Genomic DNA, 22924 nt, shown 5'->3' with positions numbered 1-22924 from the left:
TTATTATGTATCATTATGCATTTTTTTCTTTTCTTTTACAATGCCATTTTTACGTTCTGCAAACGACTTTGTATATACGATACCCAATAATATTTATTATAACACAGAGGCCGGGAAATTGTTTCCCGGCCTACTATTTTTAAATCTTTATCAGTTCTTCTTTCCATTTGTAAGGATATCCTGTACCCATCATCAGCTCCAGAAATCTGCCGGGATCCAGCTGATCCGCAAAGATCACGCCAGGCTGGGGTTTTTCAAGAATCTGAACGGCTCCTATGGACAGCGGAAGCGCTACATTCACACTGGCAGTACCGTAAAGCTTCAGCAATTCCGGTCCCGGTGCATTCATCTTCGGACAATTAATCTTATATTTTACCCTTTCTCCGTCTTTTTTTCCGGCAACTTCAATGATCATTTCAAAGAAAGCCGTTTTATCCGCCTCTGCCAATGCTTCCGCATTTTCGTGAAAAAAGGCGTTGCCGGGGTTCGGAATTCTGGAAACCACAAGATCCAAAGGTCTCACCTTGACACCGTTGACCTCAACCTCTTCCTGGGAAGTTAAACCCAAAGCATATAGCATTGCGGAAGGCGGCATGATAAAATATTTGAAATTGCATTCCACCAAATCGGGAAAAGTTCTTGGCATGCTGTAAATTTCCTCATGGGAATGATGTGTTACCGGCAAGATACCAACAGGTTCAGGAAACTCACATTCCTCGATGCCGCTGAATGGCGAATATAGGACGAATTCTCCCTTTTCCAGTGCATAGGTCGGATTGGAGCAGTCAAGTAATGCCTGTTTCGGCGACCATCCTGGATTCCAAGGTGTGATGAGATCCTCATACTTCTCTTTTGCAAGCTTCTTTTTGCCTACTCTCATATGGATTTCTTCAACTCGGTCCAGTTTGTTACCATAATATTTGGCTATGACATTGGTAAAGCCCGGTGCCATACCGCATCCAAGAAGCGCGGTAAGTCCCGCCTCTTTAAATTCTTGATCCATCGTAAGCTCTTTTCCGGTCAAAAGCTCATCCCAAAACGGTGTGTCAAAGGCCGTATTGATATAATTGGCACCTGCCTTGAGCGCACCTCTCATCACATAGGTCGCCATCCAGGGCATAACCACATCAACGACAATATCCACTCCCTGTGCAGCCCTGGCTACATCCTCGGAATCGGTAGCATTCACCTTTCCGGTGGTAATCTTCGTACTGCCTATGTGTGATGCTGCCTTTTCAGCTGTCTTTTCATCAATATCAACCAGTCTTATCTGTTCAATGTTTTCAAACCTCGATAAGATAGAAGCGCATGGTCCCCCCTGTCCTCCGGCTCCCATAATTAAAACTTTGATCTTATTCATATCCGTCTCTCCTTTTTCATTTTTTGTTTTTCGGAAAAATCTATCAGCGCATCATAATTTTTTATTGCAAATATTTTGCCAACCTAAAAAAGTAAAGAAAAGCCTGCATTATCAACAGTGATAACGCAGGCTTCCATACTTTTCTTATTGTGATATTGGCAAAATTTCAATTTTGAAACTAGCGATCGATAAAACTCTTATGAAAGACCTATTATATAGAAAATTATGAGGAACAGTTTGCCTTTAAAGTCTTGATTTTTCTTGAGGTTATCTATTTCTTCAGATTTTAAAATTGAAACTATATTTGTTTCAATTTCGAAACCTCTTCTTCATCTCTTATATTGTATTTGGCCAGTCTTCTCGACAGCGTGGATTTGTTGATATCCAATTTCTTAGATATCAGAGAAGCTTTTTTATATTTTTTCATCATTTCCTTCAGGATCTGCCGTTCATATTCTTCCATCAGCTGCTTATAGGTAGCTCCTTCCAAGATTTTTATCTTCTTCGGATTGTCACTGTCTCCGTAAAGCAGCCTGTTGACCTGAAATTTAGTAATTTCAATACCATCAAAGGAAATAATGATTCTTTCAATTACATTTTCAAGCTCCCTTACATTTCCCGGCCAGTGATATTTTTTTAAAGCTTGAATCGCTTCATTAGTAATTTTTTTTTCAACAATATATTTTTTCGTATATTTGTCCATAAAATGATAGGTCAGCTTTTCAATATCGCCTTTTCTCTCACGCAGCGGAATCAGTTCTATGGGTAAGATGTTCAGACGGTAATAAAGGTCCTCCCGGAAGGTTCCCTTTTCAATGGCATTTTTTAAATTGGCATTGGTCGCAGCAATAATTCTTACGTCCACCGGTATGGATTTTTGACCGCCGATTCGCATGATTTCCTTTTCCTGTAAGCAGCGCAGCAGCTTTGATTGAAGATGGGTAGGCAGCTCACCGATTTCATCCAGAAACAGCGTTCCGCCGTCAGCCAATTCAAAAATTCCCATTTTCCCATCTTTGTCGGCCCCTGTAAAAGCCCCCTTGTCATAGCCGAAGAATTCAGATTCCAATAGATTTTCCGGAATGGCGGCACAATTGATCTTAATAAATGGTTTCCCGACTCTGCTGCTGTTTTTATAGATCAAATTTGCGAAAACCTCTTTTCCGGTGCCGGATTCCCCTGTCAGCAGAATCGTAGTATCATGCCTTGCGGCTCTTAAGGCATTCTCTACGATGTACTTCATTTTTTGATCCTCGGTTATGATATTTCCGCTCATTTCCAGGCTTTTATTTCTTAGATATAATATTTCTTTTTCATACTTTTCCTCTCGTTCTTCCTTTTCTTTCAGCAGATCCTTTAAAATAGACATTTCAGTGATGTCTCTTTCCGTGCAGACCACATATTCTATTTTATGATTCCGGCAGCAAGGTACACCAGTAACAAAGATCTCTCCCCCATCACCTAAGTTTTGGATCATATTTTCTTCCGCACCGCTGTTCAACGTTCGAAGAACACAGGATTCCTTGATAAACCCCATCTCTTCCAGCTCCCGCATGTTTTTTCCCACCACTTCATCTCTTGTCAAACCTCCTGTTTTACAAGATTCATCGTTCAGCAGGATCGTATTTCCTTTACCATCGGTAATGTAAATACCTACCTTGATACAGTTTAAAATTTCGGACAATTCTTCATAATGATTTTGAAACAATCCGTTAAAGTTGACCAATAGCTTCACCCCTATCTTAAGAAGAGAATAAGTTACCTCTATTATGCATTTTTTAGAGATTCTTTACAAGAAAAAGAGGAGTATTCCAAAGGAATATTCCTCTTATAATCACATAATCAGGACTTTGTAACAAGAAACAATTCAGGAAACCCAATCCTTATTTCGGTTTTGAAACTACACGGTTTAAGCAGGAAAAATCATCACTGGAAAGCGGGCTTTTTTCCAGAACATAAACAGGCATCTCTCTTTTTTCCAGTTCTTTAAAATAGGGAATAGGAGGAACACACTGTTCAGGGGAGCAAACTCCCCTTGCTGTTATTTGCCCTTTTTCAATCATCTGCGCCACTATGGAAGGGGGCACGCCGGTATCCAATGCTCCTGCCATGAATCCCCATTTCTCACTTGTCCGGATCACGGATTCCACAACGATTTCTTTTTCCATCTGATCTTTTTTGCCTTGTACTACCATGCGGAGAACATCGCAATCGTTCAGGGCTCCGTCCCCTGAATCATCATACCGTTCAAGGTATCGATTGATCACAGCAATCATGGTCCTCAGAGGGTTTATTTCATTACCGTCTACCCGTATTGTTTCCTCACTGCCGAAGCCAATTTCCGAAAGAAATTTGATTTTCTCTTCAAAAGATGCCGGCAGGGATAATTTAAAGCTTGCTTCTTTGATACCTTTTTCTTTGAACGAACGATAAAACTGTGCCGGCTCAGAATGGATGCAATACCCGGCTTCTGCCAGTCCGATAGGTTCTGAAAAATGGATCATCTCTTTCCCGCTTCCTGCCGGTACAGAAACCAGTTCCCCATTTCTCAGTATCCAGGGATCCAGCGTGTGTTCTTCCATAACGGTTTGCAGAGAATAGGGAATCCCGATTACCGCATTGGTTTTCGTAAAATCTCCGCAGGCACAGATGGCATGGGCTTCCCTTACCGTATCCAGAAGGCCTGCCGCATATCCTGCCATAACATTCATAGTGCCCGGAGTGCTGCCCATCCCTAAAACCGCAAGCAAACCTGCCTGGAGGAAATCATCATGAAGTTCAAATTGTTTTCTGGTAACATGGAAAAGTCCGCCAAGATCAATATAATGAGACCTTGTCTCCAGGCAGGCTTTCATGATGCCGACATTCCAATGATACTGAACGCAATTGACCACGATATCCGCGCCTCGAATGATGTCGACCAATTGTTCATGATTCGCAGCATCACATTGCCTGGCTTGGATTCCCAATTTCTCTCCGATGTTTTTTGCTTTATGAGCTTGATAGTCACAAATAGTAAGATCCCTTTGCCCCGGGCTCAATTCTGCATCACACAAATCAGAAGCAACGATGCCTCCCTGTATTCCGGCCCCTAAAATTACGATTTTCATAAGCTCTCCTCCCAATGATTATCTGCCCTGCTCGATCAGTTCCTTTTTCCTGGCAGCTTCCCAATTCTCTGTTCCAAGGTATGTCCTTTGAGTTGCTTTTATATAAATTTCACGTTTTGCCGCTTCAGCAAAAAACTCTTCCGGCGGAATGCATTCTTCCGGAGCGAATGCACCGGGCCCTTTGATTTGTCCTTTTCGGATCATTTCAGCCGCCCATGCCGGGGCACCGCCGATATATACCTGTGCGCCCAGCAATTCAGGCCACTCCTCTACCGGACGGCAGATTGCTTCCAGTTCATATTCCAGCTTTCTTCCGTCCTTTGTTCCGGTAACAACGGTCTTAATAATATCACAGTCGTTGATCGTGGCTTCGGGATCATCAGGCTGCAGATCCATCAGTCTCTTTAATACATTGACAGGTTTTATTTTGCAGTCACCTACCGGAATGAAATCTTTCCTGCTGAATCCAAGTCCATGGAGAAATTCTAGTTTTTCTTTAATGGCTTCCGGGAAACCGATACGGAAGGTGCAATTTTTGATTCCTTTATTCTTGTATACCTCCGGAAGAGACCCTATTTCTGAATGCATGATGAAATAGGAGTACTGGTCTCCGATTGGTTTCGCATATTGGATGATCTCGCCCCCGCTCCTGGGCTCTACCTCTTTATACTTTCCGTCTATGTACTGAATAGGCTTCATATAAAACTCATCCATAATGGTTTCAATGGCATAGGTTACTTCAAAGGTTTTCTTTGATTTGGACCAATCATCACAGCCGCAGCTGATATTGATTTCCTCTACCGTATCCAGACGGTCGGCAGCCCATCTTGCACAGACGTTGGTAACACCGGGAGTCCCTCCGATTCCGATAATGGCAAGCAGGCCTGCTTTTTCAAATCGGTCTTTGTATTTCATCTGCTTAATGGTCTCTACATAAAGCCCTCCGATATCCACATAATTTACGCCGGCTTCAAGACAGGCATCCATGATATGGCAGTTGAAATAATAATTTACCTCATTGATTACAAGATCATAACCCCGAATCAACTCGACCAAAGCGGCAAAATCAGAAACATCACAGCTTACTGCCTTTACCTTATGTCCATATTTCCTGTTACATAAGGCGGCAACGTATTCCGCTCTTTCCAAATTAAGATCCGCCAGCAGAATCTCCTTCATGTTTTCATTCCAGGCTAAATCCAAAGCAGTTGCGATTCCCTGCAATCCTGCTCCCAATACGACTACTTTCATTTTGAAATCCTCCTATCATGATTATATTACGTAGCCAAATACTACGAAGAGTATCAGTGACAATGCTGCTGATATGAGCGCATAGGGTATTTGTGTAAAAGCGTGTTCCAAATTCTCAATTCCGCAGGACTGGGAAGTTAATACGGTAGCATCCGAATAGAAGCAGGCATGGCTTCCAAAGGTTCCTCCCGAAACAATGGCTGCGAATACAAGAATAGGATTGGCGCCGCCTGCAAGGGCAAGGGGTATGAGAATCGGTACGGTAAGCGCAGGAATTCCCCAATTGCTTCCGGTAACAAAGGATAGACAAGCTACTACGATTAAAGTAATGGCAGGAAACAGCTGTGCATTCATATACGGCAGGACTCCATTGATTACGTATTGAGGAAGTCCGATTTCATCCATGGAAGCCTTAATGACAAAAGCGCCGGCCAAGATAAACAGCATGGGGATCATTGAAGCAAAGCCCGCTGCCAACTCCTCGGAAAATTCAGTAAAGGTCATTACTTTTGCCGGCAAATAAAGAATGAGTGCGAGAACTATGGCTGCAATGAGACCGATCAGCATATCGCCTGTATAAATGGTAACGGCAACGATTACCACCAAAGGAAGTATAAAGTTCCAGATATTTGCTTTTCCGCTTGCCTCTTCTGCTGCCGGAGATGCAGCCACTTTGTTGTATCTGTCACTGGCCTCGGAATAAACTCTCCCCGTCGTATCCACTCTATGATAGGCTTTTTTCATACCGAACATCAAAGGAATGACTCCAAGGATCACAAGTGGGACTACGATAATGGCGACCCAGCCGTAGAAAAGGAACGGTATTGATTGTATGTAGATGTCCATCCCGGAACCGTAGGCATCCATTCCGGCCTGTTCCCCGATAACTCCTCCATAAAAGATCGCCCAGGTGGAAATCGGAATCAGTACACAAACAGGCGCACCTGTGGAATCTATTACGTAAGCCAGCATTTCTCTCGGCGTTTTTTGCCGGTCACACAAATCTCTCATAGAGGAAGATATGGTAAGAATATTCAAGTAATCATCCATAAAAATTAAAATCCCAAGGATCCAGGAAATAACTAAAGATTTTTTTCTTGTGTTTGAAAATTTTTGTACAAGATTGGCAAATCCGTAAGTTCCATTAGACTTTTTCAGCAAAGCAACAAAGCTTCCGAAAAGTCCCAAGGTGATGAACATCCAGATATCATCGGCAACCACCCCTTGCAAAGCATCTAAAAAAGGGCCGAAAAAACCGGTTCCGTATGCTATGATATAGCCTGCCACAGCGCCGATGATCAATGCTTCAAAGGTTTTTCTCGTAATTAATGCAAATGCGATCACGATAATTGGTGGTAATAAAGTTATGAGTCCATAATTTACAGTAGCTTCCATGTTCTGATATCCCTTCTTTCTATAGGTTCGTTATTCTTACTTACTTTCTTTCTTACTAGAGCAATTACCATGCCAATCCGCAGTATGTCTGTAATCCTTGATTTTCACTCATTTTATAGCAGCCGATATCATGATTCAGTAAAAAAGAGTTTCAAAAATGCAACTGTTTGCCATATTTTTTTCAAAATATTTTTAATATTCATATATTAATGTTGATTTGCTCAAGATACCACATGTTTTTTTCCGTTGCATTATTGAAACACAAATTGTTGCTGAATTGAAACTACCTACAATCATTTGTTTTGAAAGGTTTATAGTGTATATTAAAAATTTTTTTTCATTGTTTTTTTATAAATCTTACAGTAAATGTAAATGAATAGTCAGCCGAAGATCTTTCAGAATCTTATGATAAAATCCTTGCTCATGCTAAATTCAAGCCCTTTCTACGTATATTATCAGAAGGGTATGGGAACTATTTATACACATCAAGGATAGATTATTTGCCGGCTTACATTTAATTACAACCGTTGAATTGGCGCAATATTCTCTCTAAATTGTTTCGTATTGACAAGTATTTTTCAATAGAATATTATGTGCATAACAAATTATGCTGCATAATTTATGGCGTACTGAGCAACTAAAAATCAGTTGTCCGGTACCGGCTATTTCCCCAAACTATGTGAGGAAACGATTAGGAGGTTTTTTCTATGAATCAGCAAGGCTACAATCCTTACGCAGCAGCGCAATCACAATTTGATCAAATAGCGGATGTGCTTGATCTTGATCCTTCCGTAAGGGAACTGTTACGTCAGCCAAGCCGTGAATTTCATTTTACTATTCCCGTAAAAATGGATGACGGCTCAACTAAGATATTTCATGGTTACAGAATCCAGCACAATGCTGCACGAGGCCCGGCAAAGGGCGGGATCCGTTTCCACCCTCTGGAAACAGTGGATACCATAAGAGCCCTTTCCATGTGGATGACCTGGAAATGTTCTGTGGTAGATATTCCACTGGGTGGCGCCAAGGGCGGAATTATTTGTGATCCTCATAACCTTTCCAAAGGAGAACAGGAAAGGCTCTGTCGGGGATATGTGAGACAAATCGCAAAAAACATCGGCCCGGTAATTGACGTTCCGGCTCCTGATGTCATGACCAACGGCCAGCATATGTTATGGATGCTGGATGAATACGAGACTATTTTCGGGGGGCACTACCCCGGAACGATTACAGGAAAACCGGTTGGCTCCGGCGGATCTTTAGGCAGAACGGAAGCAACTGGCTATGGGGTGATTTACTCGCTGAGAGAAGCGTTAAAGGCTCTGGATATTCCTGTTTCCTCTACCACTGCCAGCCTTCAGGGCTTTGGCAACGTTGCGGAATACGCATCCAGGCTTTATACCAGCATGGGAGGCAAAATCGTGGCCATCTCCAGCTGGGATAATCATGATCAAAAGTCCTATACTTTCCGAAAAAAAGACGGACTGGATATAGATAAGATGGTTGCTATCAAGGATTCTTTCGGTACCATTAATAAGGAAAAAGCAGTTGAACTAGGCTGTGAATTACTGGACGGCGGCGAATGGATCGCACAGGATGTGGATATTCTCCTTCCATGTGCTCTTGAAAACCAGATCACAACGGATACATTTGAAAAAGTCAGCAAAAATGTAAAGGTTATCTGTGAAGGTGCAAACGGTCCTACCGCACCGGAATGCGATGAATTGATCAAGAAACGTTCTATTTTTCTCGTTCCCGATTTCCTGGCCAATGCAGGAGGAGTTACCTGCAGCTACTTTGAACAGGTTCAATGCAACTCCAATTATTTCTGGCCTAAAGAGGAAGTTCTGGAGAAGCTTGATGAAAAAATGACCTCAGCATTCCAGGCTGTCTATCGTCTGGCAAAAGAAAAAGATTTATATATGCGGGATGCCGCATACATCATTGCAATTAATCGCGTGGCCGAAGCGGTAAAGCTTCGGGGTTGGGTGTAAAAGATAGACTGACCGCCACTTTTTAGACTATATCCTTTTGGGTATAGTCTAACTGTATTTCCAGGAGGATCTCATATGATAGACGATACACAAAATTTTTCAGTAACCTTTTTAAAAGAACGGGCTAAAGAATTAGAATGCCTGTATTTAGTTGATGATGCTCTGACCAACAGCTCACTCTCGGATATTTTAATGGAAGTTTCCAAGGTTCTGCCCTCAGGGTTTTGCAATGTGAATGACTGCATCGTGACCATATTTTTTGATGACGAGATTTATTCCGCCAAACCGGTCATATCCAACGGAAATGAAATCCAATCGGCCATCGTTGTTAACCAAAAGGTTCGGGGATACATAAAAGCAGCTTATGAAAAGAACGAGGAAGAAACCGCCTTCCTGGTGCAGGAAGAAAAACTTCTAAAAGCCGTAGCCAATAAAATCGCTCAATTTGTACATCAGCAGGAAATTCAGAGCCAGAGTGCTACCAGAAGCAACTGGAAGGCGATCATCAACCTTCTTCAGCGAACCGATCACACCATGCTGCTCCACGTTTGCGAGAAGATGCTTGCTCTTCTTGCAAAGGATCATCCGAATGTGGTTCAGGACATATTGAATGAAATGGACTGGGTCAAACAGGATTATCTGGGAGAAATCAACTTCCCTCACGGCAGCCTTCCTGCCGTCGATGTCATCCGTCTGAGCAAAGGCATATTCCGTGCCGCCAAATCCTGCCTTGACGATACGCAGATTTTTGATGAGATCAGTCTGTGGATCTATCAGGGAAAAACCTATGAGTTAATTAAACTGGTTGGAAAAAAGGATTCCGATGTCAAGGATATCTCCCATGCGCTGCTGCAATACGGGAAAGCCATGAGTACCAGTGAAAATTCCAGCAGAACAACGAAGAGATGGCTTATTGTGGAATTGATGAGGAGATTTCTTACCGACGAGCCCAGACTGATGGAGAATGCCAGAAGATATTTGTCTACGGAAGACTTTTCCCAATTGCTGAGTACCCTGATCTGTTCACCGAAAAGTTCCGGAAGAGTCGGCGGAAAAGCAGCAGGATTCTTTCTTGCAAATAAAATTGTACAGGCTTGTCTGGGACAAGATCCGGATTTTAAAAATATTAAAATGTTAAAAACTTGGTTTATTTCCGCTGACGAACTGGAAAATCTCCTCCACGACAACCATCTGGATGAGCTGAACGAACATAAATACCGGGATATTTTTGAAGTGAGGATCAGCTACCCCAAAATTGTTCAGTCCATTAAAAATTCCCGTTTGTCTCCCTACGTTATGACAGAATTGAGCCAAATTCTGGATCAATGTACGGATAAACCTTTAATTATACGTTCCTCCAGCTTGCTGGAGGATCAGAAGAATTCCTCTTTTTCTGGGAAATATAAAAGCCTGTTCCTGACAAATACCGGTACAAAAGAGGAACGTCTTCAAAGTCTTGTGGACGGAATTTTGGAAATCTACGCATCTATGTTCAGCCCCGACTCCATACAATACCGTAGGGAGCGGAATTTGCTGGATTGCGCGGAGCAGATGGGTATTATGATACAGGAAGTTGTGGGAAGACGGATCGGACCCTATTATTTCCCTTTATATGCGGGAGTTGCCTTCAGCAACAACGAATTCAGATGGTCTCCCAGAATCAACAGAGAGGATGGCCTGCTGCGTATGGTGATGGGTTTGGGAACCCGAGCAGTTGACCGCGTGGGAGATGATTTTCCCGTGCTGATCTCTCCGGGTCAGCCAAAGCTTCGGGTAAATCAGGTGCCACAGGAAATTCGAAGATATTCTCCTCAGATGATGGACGTCATTGATGTGGAAACCAACCGCTTTGTATCGGTTCCGATCTCTGAAATGATCAGAGAATACGGAAGGGAGATTCCCTTCCTGAATCATGCGGCATCCATTTTAAAGGAAGATTTCGTATCGGAACTCAACACTTTTGATGTGGATTATAGAAATGATCAGTTTATTGTTACTTTTGACGGATTGATCAGCAGAACGGGCATGATTTCACAGATGCAGACCATTCTTTCCTTATTGAAGGAAAAGCTGGGCTATCCGGTTGATATCGAGTTTGCCAGTGATGGTGAAACCTTTTATCTGCTGCAGTGCAGACCCCAAAGTAAAAGCAGGGGCAGCTTCCCCGTTCCCATTCCGACGAATATATCGCCGCAAAGCACCATCTTTACCGCCGATAAATATATTTCCAACGGCAAAGTCACCGGAATCAAAACGGTGGTCTATGTAGATCCGGAGGCCTACGGCAATCTGGAACGCCATGAGGATCTCGTCCGAGTTGGAAACGCCATTGGGGAACTGAACAGAATCCTCTATCGAAGAAGCTTTATTTTGATGGGTCCCGGCCGATGGGGAAGCCGCGGTGACATCAAGTTGGGAGTCAAGGTCACCTATTCCGATATCAGCAATGCTGCCATGCTGATAGAGATTTCGCAAAAGAAATCAAAACATCAGCCGGAGCTTTCCTTTGGAACCCATTTCTTTCAGGATCTGGTTGAGGCTGATATCAAATACCTCCCCTTATATCCGGAAAATAGCGGAATACAGTTTCAGAAAAGCTTTTTTACGCAGAATACAAACGCACTTGAAAAAATTCTCCCTGCCTATGCGGATCTCGATGACGTCATAAAGGTGATCAATATCGGCGAGAATTACTATCGAAAAGAATTGAACATTTTGATGAATGCGGATCTTGAAAGAGCTGTGGCCTATTTGGATCATTCCCCTAAGCCGGGGCAGCGACCCTCCTCTTTTATTGAAGAACCTGAGGATAAAACGGAGCAGGATGAGGGGCAAGGCTGGAAATGGAGACATTACATGGCTGAAAAAATTGCGGCGAAAATGGATTGCAAGAGCTTCGGCGTAAAAGGAATCTATCTGTTCGGAAGCACCTGTAACTGTACGGCAAGGCTGAACAGCGATATCGATCTGCTCATTCATTTTAACGGAACCCAGAAGCAAAAAGAGGAGCTGGATACCTGGCTCTCCGGATGGAGTATGGCTTTATCGGAAATCAACTTCCTGAAAACCGGATATCAATCCGACGGACTTTTGGATGTTCATTACGTAACGGATCGGGATATCGAAGAAAAAGACTCCTATGCGAGTAAAATAAACTCCGTCTATGACCCCGCTACACCGCTGAGAATCGTAGAAGACTAATTTTTAATAAATTTTTTTGATATATTCTATAATAGAAAGAAATTAAATAAGTATTGTATTTCAAAGGTGCATCGTGAATGTCGGTATAATTTCAACCGCATTTGCGGTGTATTTTTTTGTATAAATAAGAAGTTTTCTGAGGAAACTATGATTCAAAGAGAGGGTCGTATTCCATTTTTTTACAACTCTCTGATGCTGAGTTTAACTCATTCTGTAATAAAATGGTACTTTTTCGATAGTTTTTACCTTTAAATTTTTTCAATATTTCAACTATTTTTCGGCAAAATAAACGGTCATTTCCCCATTTGTGTATACAGTATTACACTCTGCAAACGTTTAAATTTCATCGTTTTCAGAATATTACAACTTTACAAAAACGGCATTTTTTACGCTTGTTTTTATTGACTGTATTTTCACAATATGATAATGTTAAGCCATAAGATAACTTACTTTTTATTACAGTTAAAAAATAAAAATAAGAAAGAGGAGAAAAAAAATGTCAAGTATTGTAAAAAAGTATTTAGATGACGTTAAGAAAAGAAATCCTGGAGAAGTTGAATTCCACCAGGCTGTGGAAGAAGTTCTAGAATCTATCGCTCCTGTTTTGGAAAAAAATCCTCAATACGTTGAAGCTGGTATCGTTGAAAGACTTCTTGAGCCTGAAAGACAGATCATGTTCCGTGTTCCTTGGGTAGACGACAAAGGAGTAGTGCAGGTTAACAGAGGTTTCAGAGTACAGTTTAACAGTGCAATCGGACCTTACAAAGGAGGACTTCGTTTCCATCCTTCCGTATACCTTGGAATTATCAAATTCTTAGGATTTGAACAAATCTTTAAAAATTCATTAACAACTCTTCCAATCGGCGGCGGCAAAGGCGGTTCCGACTTCGATCCTAAAGGAAAGTCTGATGCTGAAGTAATGAGATTCTGCCAGAGCTTTATGACAGAGCTTTGCAAGTACATTGGTGCTGACACTGACGTTCCTGCTGGAGATATCGGTGTAGGCGGAAGAGAAATCGGCTTCATGTATGGTCAATATAGAAAAATCAGAAATGAATTCGTTGGCGTACTTACCGGAAAAGGTATTGGCTGGGGCGGTTCATTAGCTAGAACAGAAGCTACAGGTTATGGCTTGATCTACTTCACAAGAGAAATGCTGAAAGCTAACGGAAAGAGCTTCGACGGACAGAGAGTTGTTATCTCCGGATCCGGAAATGTTGCTATCTATGCTTGCCAGAAAGCTCAGTCCTATGGCGCAAAAGTTGTTGTTGTTTCTGACTCCAACGGTTATGTAATTGATGAAGACGGAATCGACGTAGCAACAGTAAAAGAAATTAAAGAAGTTCAAAGAGCTAGAATCAGTGAATATGTAAAAGCTCGTCCAAATGCAACTTACGTTGCCGGCGGATCTGTTTGGGACGTTAAGTGCGACATTGCTCTTCCTTGCTCCACTCAGAACGACATCAACGAAGAATCTGCTAAGAAATTAGTTGCTAACGGATGCTACGCAGTAGGTGAAGGCGCTAACATGCCTTGTACAAACGAAGCTGTTAAGTACTTCTTATCCAAGGGCATTCTTGTTGGACCAGCTAAGGCTGCCAACGCTGGTGGAGTTGCTACTTCCGCTCTTGAAATGTCACAGAACAGCCAGAGACTTGAATGGACATTCGAAGAAGTTGACGCTAAGCTTGATAGCATCATGACTAGCATCTTCAAAGCTTGTGACGAATCTTCCAAAGAATTTGGTATGACTGGAAATTATGTAGCTGGTGCTAACATTGCCGGATTCCAGAAGGTTGCTAAAGCTATGCTGGCTCAGGGCATTATCTAAACCATAAAAGATTACAATTAACTACACATAAAAACAAGACAGGTGCTCCTGTCTTGTTTTATTTTAGCTGCCAGCCTGTAATTCAGATTAGAAGCTTAGCCCATCATTCTTGATGTCGATGGTGATATTATCGCCATCCTTAACTTCACCTCTAATGATCTTTGAGGCGATTTCGGTTTCTATATGCTTCTGAAGATATCGTTTCACAGGTCTGGCGCCATATACAGGCGAGTAGGCCTCCTCGGCAATAAATCTTTTTGTTGAATCTGTCAGTGTAATGGTAATTTCACGTTCTTTCAATTTCTGCTGGATATGGATCAAGGATAGATCGATGATCTTCATGATTTGTTCCTCTGTTAACGGCGAGAATACAACAACGTCATCGATTCTGTTTAAAAATTCAGGTCTGAAATGACGCTTCATCTCAGCCTCTACCCTCTCCTTCACCTCTTCGGTAATGGTCCCGTCCTTGCTGATGTTTTCAATGAGGTATGGGCTTCCTATATTGGAGGTCATAATGACGATAGTATTTTTAAAATCTACAGTTCTCCCCTGATTATCCGTCAGCCTGCCGTCATCCAAAAGCTGCAGCAGAATATTGAATACATCCGGATGCGCTTTCTCTATTTCATCAAAGAGTATAACGCTGTAAGGTCTTCGTCTGACAGCCTCGGTAAGCTGACCGCCTTCGTCATAGCCCACATATCCCGGAGGAGCTCCTACCAATCTGGAAACTGCATGTTTTTCCATATATTCGGACATATCGATACGAATCATATTTTTTTCAGTATCAAACAGAGCCTCGGACAAAGCCTTTGCCAATTCTGTTTTTCCCACACCGGTAGGACCCAGGAAGATGAAAGATCCGATAGGACGATTGATATCCTTCAGACCGGCTCTCGCTCTCAATACAGCCTCAGAAACTGCCGATACGGCGTTATCCTGGCCAATGACCCTTTGATGGAGCACCTCACCCAGCCGAAGCAGTTTTTCTTTTTCCGCTTCCACCAGCCGGCTCACCGGAATTCCCGTCCATTTGGAAACCACTTCGGCAATTTCTTCTTCCGTGACTTCTTCTTTCAGCAATCTTTTTTCTTTGGCCTCTTCCTGAACTTCTTTTAGTTCCTCCAGCTTTTTCTCCAGTTCAGGTAAGGTACCATATTTCAACTGGGCAAGCTTTTCCAGGTCATATTTTCTTTCGGCGTCTTCAATTTGAAGCTTTACTTCTTCAATTTGCTGCTTGGTAGCTTTTAACTCCGTGATAGATTTCTTTTCATTTTCCCATTGGGCTCTCATTGCGAAGTTGGCTTCCTTTAGTTCCGACAGTTCCTTGTCGATATGATCCATTCTTGCTTTGGATGCATTGTCGGATTCCTTGCCTAAAGCCTGCTTTTCGATTTCCAGCTGCATGATTTTTCTTGCACTTTCATCCAGATCTGCAGGCAAGCTGTCAATCTCCGTACGGATCTTGGAGGCAGCCTCATCCATTAAGTCGATGGCTTTATCCGGCAGGAAACGATCACTGATATACCGGTCGGACAGAGTGGCGCAGGCAATCAGCGCATTATCTGTGATTCTGACCCCATGATGAATTTCAAATCTTTCTTTCAGCCCTCTTAAAATGGAAATGGTATCTTCTACAGTGGGCTGATCCACCAAAATTTTCTGGAACCTTCTTTCCAGAGCGGCATCCTTTTCAATATTCTTTCGGTATTCATCCAATGTAGTGGCTCCGATGCAATGCAGCTCTCCTCTGGCAAGTTTCGGTTTCAGCAAATTTCCTGCATCCATAGAGCCCTCTGCTCTTCCTGCCCCTACTATATTATGGATTTCATCAATAAATAGAATGATTCTTCCATCAGATTTTTCAATTTCATTCAATACTGCCTTCAGTCTTTCTTCAAATTCACCGCGGAATTTTGCACCGGCAATGAGCGCACCCATATCAAGAGCATAGATGGTTTTATCCTTTAAACCTTCCGGAACGTCTCCGTTTAAAATTCTCTGGGCGAGACCTTCTACTACGGCAGTCTTTCCGACACCAGGCTCTCCGATCAGAACAGGATTGTTCTTTGTTCTCCTGGAAAGGATCTGAATGGTGTGCCTGATTTCTGAGTCTCTTCCGATGACCGGATCCAGCTTCCCTTCTCTGGCTAACTGGACAAGATCTCTGCCATATTTGTTCAGGGCATCGTAATTATCCTCCGGATTTTGGCTGGTCACTCTCTGGTTACCCCTGACTTTGGTAAGCGCCTGAAGAAAGCCATCCTTGGTAACGCCATGTTTTTTAAAGATTCTGCTCGAAGGCGTATTCTTTTCATCCAGAAGTGCCAGATATAAATGCTCGACGCTGACGTACTCATCCTTAAAGTCTGCTGCAATCTTCTCTGCATTGATCAGAATCTGGTTCAGCCGTCTGGAAGAGTACATATTGTCATTTCCTCCCTGGACTTTCGGCAGCTTTTCCATTTCTACTTCCAACTCTCCTATGATTTCGCCCGTATTGATTCCCATAAAGCTAAGGAGCTTTGGAATCAATCCATCCTGCTGCATCATAAGAGAAAGATGCAAATGCTCTCCATCCAATTGCTGATGCCCTTCCTGAACCGCAATATTCTGACAGTCAATGACTGCCGCCTGAGCATTTTGTGTAAATTTATCAAAATTCATAGGTAACCCCCCTTTTTTTATCTCTTTTACTGTTATTATATACCACTTGTTTCGGATTATAAACAAAAAATTTAGCACTCTAACCAATAGAGTGCTAATCATTGTTTTCTTCTTATTTCTGCATTCCTGTAAAGGCAGCTAAGCTATTTAAAAGAAGATTCCCATGACGAAATCAAAAACGATTCCAACCAGCGGCGTCAATACCCTGCCTGTAATATTGAACAAAATGAGGATCATCAAAATAAGAAAGCCTTTATCATAAATTCGATAGTAGATCTCTTTCTTTCTGAGGTCAAAGATTTCCGTTACGATACCAAAACCGTCCAATGGCGGTATGGGCAGGAGGTTAAAAACCATCAATACGATATTGATAGATATGATGGATAGGATAATCTGCGCCACCACATCTCCCATATACGTATAAAGAAACTCTCCCTGAAATGCAGCCAGAAGCCACAGTATCCCGGCAAAGAGAACGGCAAGAATAAAATTTAACGTCACTCCCGCCAGATCTACCAAAAGGCCGTCTCTTCTCATATTCTTAAAGTTCATGGGATTCACCTGCACCGGTTTGCCCCATCCGAAACCGATAAAAAGTAAAGCAATGATCCCCATAGGGTCAATGTGGGCAGCAGGGTTAATGGTAACGCGGCCCTGTAGTCTGGGGGTATCATCCCCCAGCATGTTGGCAACCTTTGCATGAGCAAATTCATGAAAGGAAAGTCCGATTAATATTCCGGGCAGCAGGATTAATTTATTCATCAACCAATCCATTGGATTACTGAATTCGCCATTGAATAAAGATTGGGATGCCAGCAATAAGATTAAAAGGATCGCCATAGGGTTATTAAAAAATAGTCTCAATCTTTTTCTTCCTTTCCAAGTTTCCTTACTTTGTTACAGATATAGGTTTATTCCCCCCGCCTTTTGTAAGGTTCCTGTTTCAATGTTTTTGCCTGCATATGATAAATGAACTGTCTGGCAGATCTTCCGGATCTGCCGTGCTGCCTCAGCTCCCATCGCAGGGCTTCCTCTTTCAGCAAATCTTCATCGTAATCAAGGCCTTCCTGACAAGCTATGCTTTTGACAATTTCCAGATAGGAAAGCTTATCCGGTGCACTGAAAGTAATGGTCAGCCCAAAGCGATCCGCCAGAGATAATTTTTCCTGAAGTGCATCATTTCTATGCACTTCATTTTCAGCACTTAGATCTCCTCGATCCCGCCAGGTTTCTCTGATAATATTTTTTCGATTAGAGGTGACATACAGCACCGCATTGGTCGGTTGTGCTTCTATTCCGCCGTCGATGATGGATTTGAAATATTTATACCCTGTTTCCGTGTCTTCAAAAGACAGATCATCGATATAGATGATAAACTTGCATCCTCTGTTGGCTATCGATTCAATAATCTGATAGAGATGATTCACATCATTTTTATTCAAGGAGATAATTTTCAGTCTCCTGTCTTTAAATTTATTCAATAAAGCCTTCACACAGGATGATTTTCCGGTGCCTCTGTCCCCATAAAGCAGCACGTTGTTGGTCCGGTATCCGTTTAAGAAGACCTCCGTATTCTCAATAAGCGCTTCCTTCTGTTTTTCATAGCCAACCAATTGCTCAAAGGAAATTTTGTCGTAATTCCTGACTCCGATCAATCTGCCGTCCCAGACAAAGGCATCGTATTCCTGATAAATGCCACAGGCGTTATCATGATAATGTTCAAAAAGCAGCTCTATGGATTCCTGGTCGTCATCCGATTCCATAGCTAATCTGATTTTCTCACGTTTTTCCTGAAATTCTTCAGGTATTTCAGACCGATCCATCAGACAGATGCAAGTTTCACGATCGTGAAAAAGACCTGAGATTCTTTCCCAATCAAACGCAAAAAGCAACTTAAGCACGCTGACTTCTCTGGAGGCAATCCTGAATATATTCGTATCGAAACCGCCCTTTTCTCCAAGCAGACTGAATTGGTTTTCACTTTCGGCTATGAGCCGGCATACATAGTTCTCCCAGTAAGTACCTTTGGCTTCTTTTCCATCAGTGCACGCCAGAAGCTCTCTTTGTATCGCATAATATTCCGGCTCCAGATGGGATATTTCTTCTTTTTCAGCCATTTCGTTCAATATTTTAACAGCAGTCATTACAATCTCGTTCTGCCTGATATTATCATATAGCAAGAGAGTATCTAAGTTGATTTTATTCAATGAAGTGCTCCTTTCTTAAAATTGTGAAACAAGGTAACTACTGGTAGTCCCTAATTTCATTATTTTATCACAATTTAAGCTTATTTTAAATAATATGATAGTAAATTTTGATCGAGAGGTGATTGATAAATTATGGTTCACAATAATTGTATGAGCCCTAGCTTTCCTAAGACTCCTAGCCTCCCAACCGAGTATGTATGTGTTGAGGTATACACAGTAAGAACCGGTGATACTCTTTATTCCATATCTCAGAAATATGGCGTTTCCGTATCAATGCTTATGGAGGCCAACAGAATACTTAACCCCTATAATTTAAGAGTCGGTCAGAAAATCTGTATACCCGGTCTCATGACAGAATGCCCACCAACAAAACCAGCGCCGAAACCAGCACCGGCTCCAATGCCAACCCCAGCACCGGCTCCAATGCCGACACCAGCGCCAGCTCCCAGACCAACTCCAGCACCGGCCCCAATGCCGACACCTGCGCCAGCTCCCAGACCAACTCCAGCACCAACTCCAGTACCAACACCTGCACCTGTCCCCAGACCGACACCGCCACCGGCTCCAATGCCAACACCAACACCGGCTCCAATGCCGACACCGGCGCCAGCTCCCAGACCAACTCCAGCACCGGCTCCAACACCAGCACCGACTCCAATGCCAACACCAACACCGGCTCCCAGACCGACTCCAGTACCAACACCTGCACCTGTCCCCAGACCGACACCGCCACCGGCTCCTATGCCAACAGGACCTGTTATGCCGGCACCGGTATGTGACGGAAGACTGCATACCATAAGGAGAGGCGACACACTTTACATGCTTTCAAGACATTATAACATAACGCTGGATGCTCTCTTAAATGCAAATCCAAACCTGGATCCTTACAATTTACAGGTAGGAATGCAAATCTGTATTCCAAGATCCAACGGAGTCGTGTCACCAGCGCCGACCCCAGCACCAGCACCAATGCCTACTCCTGCGCCTATACCAGCACCGGCTCCCAGACCGACTCCAGCACCAACTCCAGTACCAACACCAGTACCAACACCTGCACCAGTCTGCACCGGAGTCATTCATACAATTCGAGCAGGAGATACCCTTTACATGCTGGCAAGAAATTATAATGTAACGTTGGACGCTATTTTAAATGCGAATCCAAACGTAAATCCGTCGAATCTGCAGATTGGATCACAAATCTGTATACCCAGAGCTCCAGGAGCTCCAATGCCGACACCGATGCCTACTCCGGCTCCTGCACCAATGCCTGTTCCAACACCTTCACCGACACCAGTTTGTGACGGCATGATTCATACGGTGAGACCCGGAGATACCCTTTACATGCTGGCAAAAGAACATAATGTAACGTTGGATGCTATTATCAAGGCGAATCCGCAAGTAGACTGCTATATGCTGCAAGTGGGTATGAAGCTTTGCATCCCCAGGTCCGCAGGCGGAGCAGCTCCCGCGACACCGGATTACCCCACACCGGCTTGCCCCAATGGCATGATTCATACCATTGTAGCAGGTGATACGCTTTACGCACTTGCCAGACACCATAACATTACGTTGGATTCCATCATTAAGGCTAACCCGAATCTTGATCCATATAATCTGAGAATCGGTATGAAAATCTGCATTCCCGGAGGAGCCAGCAATCAGCAAGGAGGCGGCTGCCCAGGCGGTACTTTGTATAGCACCCAAAGAGGTGATACCGTAACCCGTATCCTGGATCGATTTGAAATATCCTTTGCAGCGCTTCAAAACAGCAATCGGGGAGTTGATTTCAGCGGATCTCTGGAAAATATGACTCTTTGCATTCCTTCAGACGATATGTTTAGAACCTGCCCAATGGCAGATGCTTATATGGTAAAATCCGGAGATACGCTGGATTCTATCAGCAGAACACTTCTCGTATCTCCTGACAGACTATTAATAGCAAATCCGGTGCTTGCCGTAGAAGACTTTTCTATCATAGGCACAAAGGTTTGCATCCCCAGCTAATTATAAAAGCCAGAGTTTCCTAGGATTCTCTGGCTTTTTCTATTATATACTTATAATATATGATTTTTTCCTCTTACACTATTTATATAATGGGAATGCTTCACAAAGTTCCTTAACAATGCCCTTTGCTTTCTCTGCTGCCACAGCATCTGTTGGATGATTCAATATTAAACCGATCGCTTCCACGACACGTCTCATTTCTGCTTCTTTAAAACCTCTGGTAGTCATAGCCGGAGTTCCCAGCCTGATACCACTCGTTACAAAGGGACCGTTTGGATCATTGGGTACCGTATTCTTATTTGTTGTGATACCTGCTGCATCCAGAAGCTTTTCCGCCTCTTTTCCGGTAATATTCTTATTCGTCAGATTCAATAATACCAAATGGTTGTCCGTACCGCCGGATACCAGTTTAAAGTCCTGCGCAAGTAATTCTTCCGCCATCACCTGGGCATTCACAAGAACCTGTTTTTGATATTCTACAAACTCCGGTGCTGCTGCTTCCTTAAAGCAAACCGCTTTTCCGGCTATAATATGCATTAAAGGACCGCCCTGAATTCCCGGGAAAATAGCTTTATCTATTTGCTTTCCGAATTCCTCTTTGCACAGAATTGCGCCGCCTCTTGGTCCTCGCAGAGTCTTATGAGTAGTGGTGGTTACCACATGAGCATGTTCTACCGGATTAGGATGGAAACCTGCTGCTACCAGACCGGCGAAATGCGCCATATCAACCATTAATAAAGCGCCTACTTCATCTGCAATTTCTCTGAACTTATCTGCTTCAATGATACGAGGATACGCACTGGCTCCGGCTACAATCATTTTGGGCTTATTTTCTTTTGCCAGCTTTCTTACTTCGTCAAAATCAATTCTTTCCGTTTCGGAGTCTACTCGATAGGGAACAAAGTTAAAATATTTTCCCGACATATTGACCGGGCTGCCATGAGTCAGATGACCGCCGTTTGAAAGATCCATTCCCAGAATGGTATCTCCGGGCTCTGCCAATGCAAAATATACGGCGATATTAGCACTGGATCCTGAATGCGGCTGAACATTGGCATATTCCGCATGAAACAGTTTTTTCATTCTTTCAATGGCCAGGCTTTCCGCCTCATCCACGTGCTCACAGCCACCATAGTAACGTTTCCCAGGATAGCCTTCAGCGTATTTATTTGTAAGGGCACTGCCGCATGCCTCCATTACTGCGCTGCTTGTAAAATTTTCTGAAGCAATCAATTCAATTTTGTTTTCCTGTCTTGCCATTTCCGATCGAATGATGGCGCTGATTTCAGGATCTACCTTGTCCATGTTATCAAAATACATATAAGCTCCCCTTTCGTCATAATGTAACATTATATAGAAATTTTCTATAATTAGCAAGTTTTTTTATCATATCTTTCCTACAAATCAAATCAAATGAAAATCGTGTAATGAGACATAATAAACATAAGAAAAAAATCACCTTCGGTAAGTAATTCACACAAGCGTATATGCAAAATCAGGGAGGTACCTCATGAATCATTTAAACAAAAATTACTGGTTCCAATTTCTTATTTTCACCATATCTTCTTTTGCAATGATTTTTTTAGGAATCAGAATTATTTCATATAAGCTGCTCACTGGTGAGAATGTTCTGGCATTTCTTATCCTGTCGATGATTTTAGGCCTGATTTCTTCGGGCCTCTACTCTATGAGATATAAAACCGCCGGTATCATTTTTATTTTCTCACTATTGATCGGATTTTATGAGATGTATCAGCTGTTTTTGGGGAGCAATTGGGACGCGAAAGGCGACCTGGCCGGGCTGATTCTGTTATTTTCCTGGTCCATTATCGGTCTTGGAATCGGTTTAGTCGCTGAGCTGTGCCTGTTTTCCTTTCAAAAATACTACAAGGCTGGGTAGA

16 protein-coding genes are annotated in these 22924 nt (G+C 42.8%); 5 read left to right on the top strand and 11 right to left on the bottom strand.

Annotation, left to right across the window (positions count from 1 at the left end; genetic code table 11):
- Window positions 1–139: 139 nt before the first annotated feature.
- The 5 genes from KCX82_RS13610 to KCX82_RS13590 all read right to left on the bottom strand — a co-directional run bounded on the left by KCX82_RS13610 (window position 140) and on the right by KCX82_RS13590 (window position 7116).
- Window positions 140–1360, bottom strand: coding sequence for a saccharopine dehydrogenase family protein (locus tag KCX82_RS13610; protein WP_227019028.1), 1221 nt, complete (start codon window positions 1358–1360; stop codon window positions 140–142).
- 298 nt (window positions 1361–1658) lie between these two features.
- Window positions 1659–3086 (bottom strand): sigma-54 interaction domain-containing protein, encoded by a 1428-nt coding sequence (locus tag KCX82_RS13605; protein WP_227019027.1) that lies wholly within the window; start codon window positions 3084–3086, stop codon window positions 1659–1661.
- A 157-nt stretch (window positions 3087–3243) separates the two neighbouring features.
- Entirely contained in the window at window positions 3244–4470 is a 1227-nt protein-coding gene (locus KCX82_RS13600; protein WP_227019026.1) for a saccharopine dehydrogenase family protein, read from the bottom strand.
- A gap of 18 nt (window positions 4471–4488) precedes the next feature.
- Window positions 4489–5721, bottom strand: coding sequence for a saccharopine dehydrogenase family protein (locus KCX82_RS13595; protein WP_227019025.1), 1233 nt, complete (start codon window positions 5719–5721; stop codon window positions 4489–4491).
- Window positions 5722–5742: 21 nt separating this feature from the next.
- Complete coding sequence (locus tag KCX82_RS13590; protein WP_227019024.1) at window positions 5743–7116, bottom strand: Na+/H+ antiporter NhaC family protein; 1374 nt, start codon at window positions 7114–7116, stop codon at window positions 5743–5745.
- Window positions 7117–7823: 707 nt separating this feature from the next.
- Between KCX82_RS13590 and KCX82_RS13585 the strand changes: the two genes are divergently transcribed.
- The 3 genes from KCX82_RS13585 to gdhA all read left to right on the top strand — a co-directional run bounded on the left by KCX82_RS13585 (window position 7824) and on the right by gdhA (window position 14142).
- Window positions 7824–9110 (top strand): Glu/Leu/Phe/Val family dehydrogenase, encoded by a 1287-nt coding sequence (locus KCX82_RS13585; protein WP_227019023.1) that lies wholly within the window; start codon window positions 7824–7826, stop codon window positions 9108–9110.
- Between the two features lie 75 nt (window positions 9111–9185).
- Window positions 9186–12311: a PEP/pyruvate-binding domain-containing protein gene (locus KCX82_RS13580; RefSeq protein ID WP_227019022.1), complete on the top strand. Its 3126-nt coding sequence runs from the start codon at window positions 9186–9188 to the stop codon at window positions 12309–12311.
- A gap of 496 nt (window positions 12312–12807) precedes the next feature.
- Window positions 12808–14142: an NADP-specific glutamate dehydrogenase gene (gene gdhA / locus KCX82_RS13575; protein WP_227019021.1), complete on the top strand. Its 1335-nt coding sequence runs from the start codon at window positions 12808–12810 to the stop codon at window positions 14140–14142.
- Window positions 14143–14229: 87 nt separating this feature from the next.
- Here gdhA and clpB read toward each other — a convergent pair whose 3' ends face one another.
- The 5 genes from clpB to KCX82_RS13540 all read right to left on the bottom strand — a co-directional run bounded on the left by clpB (window position 14230) and on the right by KCX82_RS13540 (window position 20095).
- Entirely contained in the window at window positions 14230–16812 is a 2583-nt protein-coding gene (clpB, locus tag KCX82_RS13570) for an ATP-dependent chaperone ClpB (protein ID WP_227019020.1), read from the bottom strand.
- A gap of 147 nt (window positions 16813–16959) precedes the next feature.
- Entirely contained in the window at window positions 16960–17652 is a 693-nt protein-coding gene (locus KCX82_RS13565) for a site-2 protease family protein (protein WP_227019019.1), read from the bottom strand.
- A gap of 71 nt (window positions 17653–17723) precedes the next feature.
- Window positions 17724–19019, bottom strand: coding sequence for an ATP-binding protein (locus KCX82_RS13560; protein ID WP_227019018.1), 1296 nt, complete (start codon window positions 19017–19019; stop codon window positions 17724–17726).
- A gap of 323 nt (window positions 19020–19342) precedes the next feature.
- Window positions 19343–19816 (bottom strand): hypothetical protein, encoded by a 474-nt coding sequence (locus tag KCX82_RS13550; protein WP_227019139.1) that lies wholly within the window; start codon window positions 19814–19816, stop codon window positions 19343–19345.
- Between the two features lie 87 nt (window positions 19817–19903).
- A complete protein-coding gene (locus KCX82_RS13540; RefSeq protein ID WP_227019138.1) occupies window positions 19904–20095 on the bottom strand; it encodes a hypothetical protein in 192 nt (63 codons plus the stop codon).
- Between the two features lie 31 nt (window positions 20096–20126).
- On the opposite strand from KCX82_RS13540, the gene KCX82_RS13535 reads away from it, so the two are divergent.
- Window positions 20127–21023 (top strand): LysM peptidoglycan-binding domain-containing protein, encoded by an 897-nt coding sequence (locus KCX82_RS13535; protein WP_405127700.1) that lies wholly within the window; start codon window positions 20127–20129, stop codon window positions 21021–21023.
- A 78-nt stretch (window positions 21024–21101) separates the two neighbouring features.
- Here KCX82_RS13535 and KCX82_RS13530 read toward each other — a convergent pair whose 3' ends face one another.
- Entirely contained in the window at window positions 21102–22343 is a 1242-nt protein-coding gene (locus tag KCX82_RS13530) for a serine hydroxymethyltransferase (RefSeq protein ID WP_319633356.1), read from the bottom strand.
- 190 nt (window positions 22344–22533) lie between these two features.
- Between KCX82_RS13530 and KCX82_RS13525 the strand changes: the two genes are divergently transcribed.
- Window positions 22534–22923, top strand: a complete 390-nt coding sequence (locus tag KCX82_RS13525; protein ID WP_227019017.1) for a hypothetical protein — start codon at window positions 22534–22536, stop codon at window positions 22921–22923.
- The last annotated feature ends 1 nt before the right edge of the window (window position 22924 follow it).

Source organism: Sinanaerobacter chloroacetimidivorans, assembly GCF_018128545.1.
GTDB lineage: Bacteria > Bacillota > Clostridia > Peptostreptococcales > Anaerovoracaceae > Sinanaerobacter > Sinanaerobacter chloroacetimidivorans.
This window is presented reverse-complemented; position numbering and strand designations above follow the sequence as displayed.

Excerpts from the sequence above, each read along its gene's own strand:
- KCX82_RS13565 (WP_227019019.1), bottom strand. The coding sequence starts at position 17,652 with ATGGCGATCCTTTTAATCTTATTGCTGGCATCCCAATCTTTATTCAAT.
- KCX82_RS13590 (WP_227019024.1), bottom strand. The coding sequence starts at position 7,116 with ATGGAAGCTACTGTAAATTATGGACTCATAACTTTATTACCACCAATT.
- KCX82_RS13540 (WP_227019138.1), bottom strand. The coding sequence starts at position 20,095 with ATGACTCCGGTGCAGACTGGTGCAGGTGTTGGTACTGGTGTTGGTACT.
- KCX82_RS13525 (WP_227019017.1), top strand. The coding sequence starts at position 22,534 with ATGAATCATTTAAACAAAAATTACTGGTTCCAATTTCTTATTTTCACC.
- KCX82_RS13595 (WP_227019025.1), bottom strand. The coding sequence starts at position 5,721 with ATGAAAGTAGTCGTATTGGGAGCAGGATTGCAGGGAATCGCAACTGCT.
- clpB (WP_227019020.1), bottom strand. The coding sequence starts at position 16,812 with ATGAATTTTGATAAATTTACACAAAATGCTCAGGCGGCAGTCATTGAC.
- KCX82_RS13530 (WP_319633356.1), bottom strand. The coding sequence starts at position 22,343 with ATGTATTTTGATAACATGGACAAGGTAGATCCTGAAATCAGCGCCATC.
- KCX82_RS13610 (WP_227019028.1), bottom strand. The coding sequence starts at position 1,360 with ATGAATAAGATCAAAGTTTTAATTATGGGAGCCGGAGGACAGGGGGGA.
- KCX82_RS13600 (WP_227019026.1), bottom strand. The coding sequence starts at position 4,470 with ATGAAAATCGTAATTTTAGGGGCCGGAATACAGGGAGGCATCGTTGCT.
- KCX82_RS13550 (WP_227019139.1), bottom strand. The coding sequence starts at position 19,816 with ATGGTATGCAGTCTTCCGTCACATACCGGTGCCGGCATAACAGGTCCT.
- KCX82_RS13585 (WP_227019023.1), top strand. The coding sequence starts at position 7,824 with ATGAATCAGCAAGGCTACAATCCTTACGCAGCAGCGCAATCACAATTT.
- KCX82_RS13535 (WP_405127700.1), top strand. The coding sequence starts at position 20,127 with ATGCTGGCAAGAAATTATAATGTAACGTTGGACGCTATTTTAAATGCG.
- KCX82_RS13580 (WP_227019022.1), top strand. The coding sequence starts at position 9,186 with ATGATAGACGATACACAAAATTTTTCAGTAACCTTTTTAAAAGAACGG.
- gdhA (WP_227019021.1), top strand. The coding sequence starts at position 12,808 with ATGTCAAGTATTGTAAAAAAGTATTTAGATGACGTTAAGAAAAGAAAT.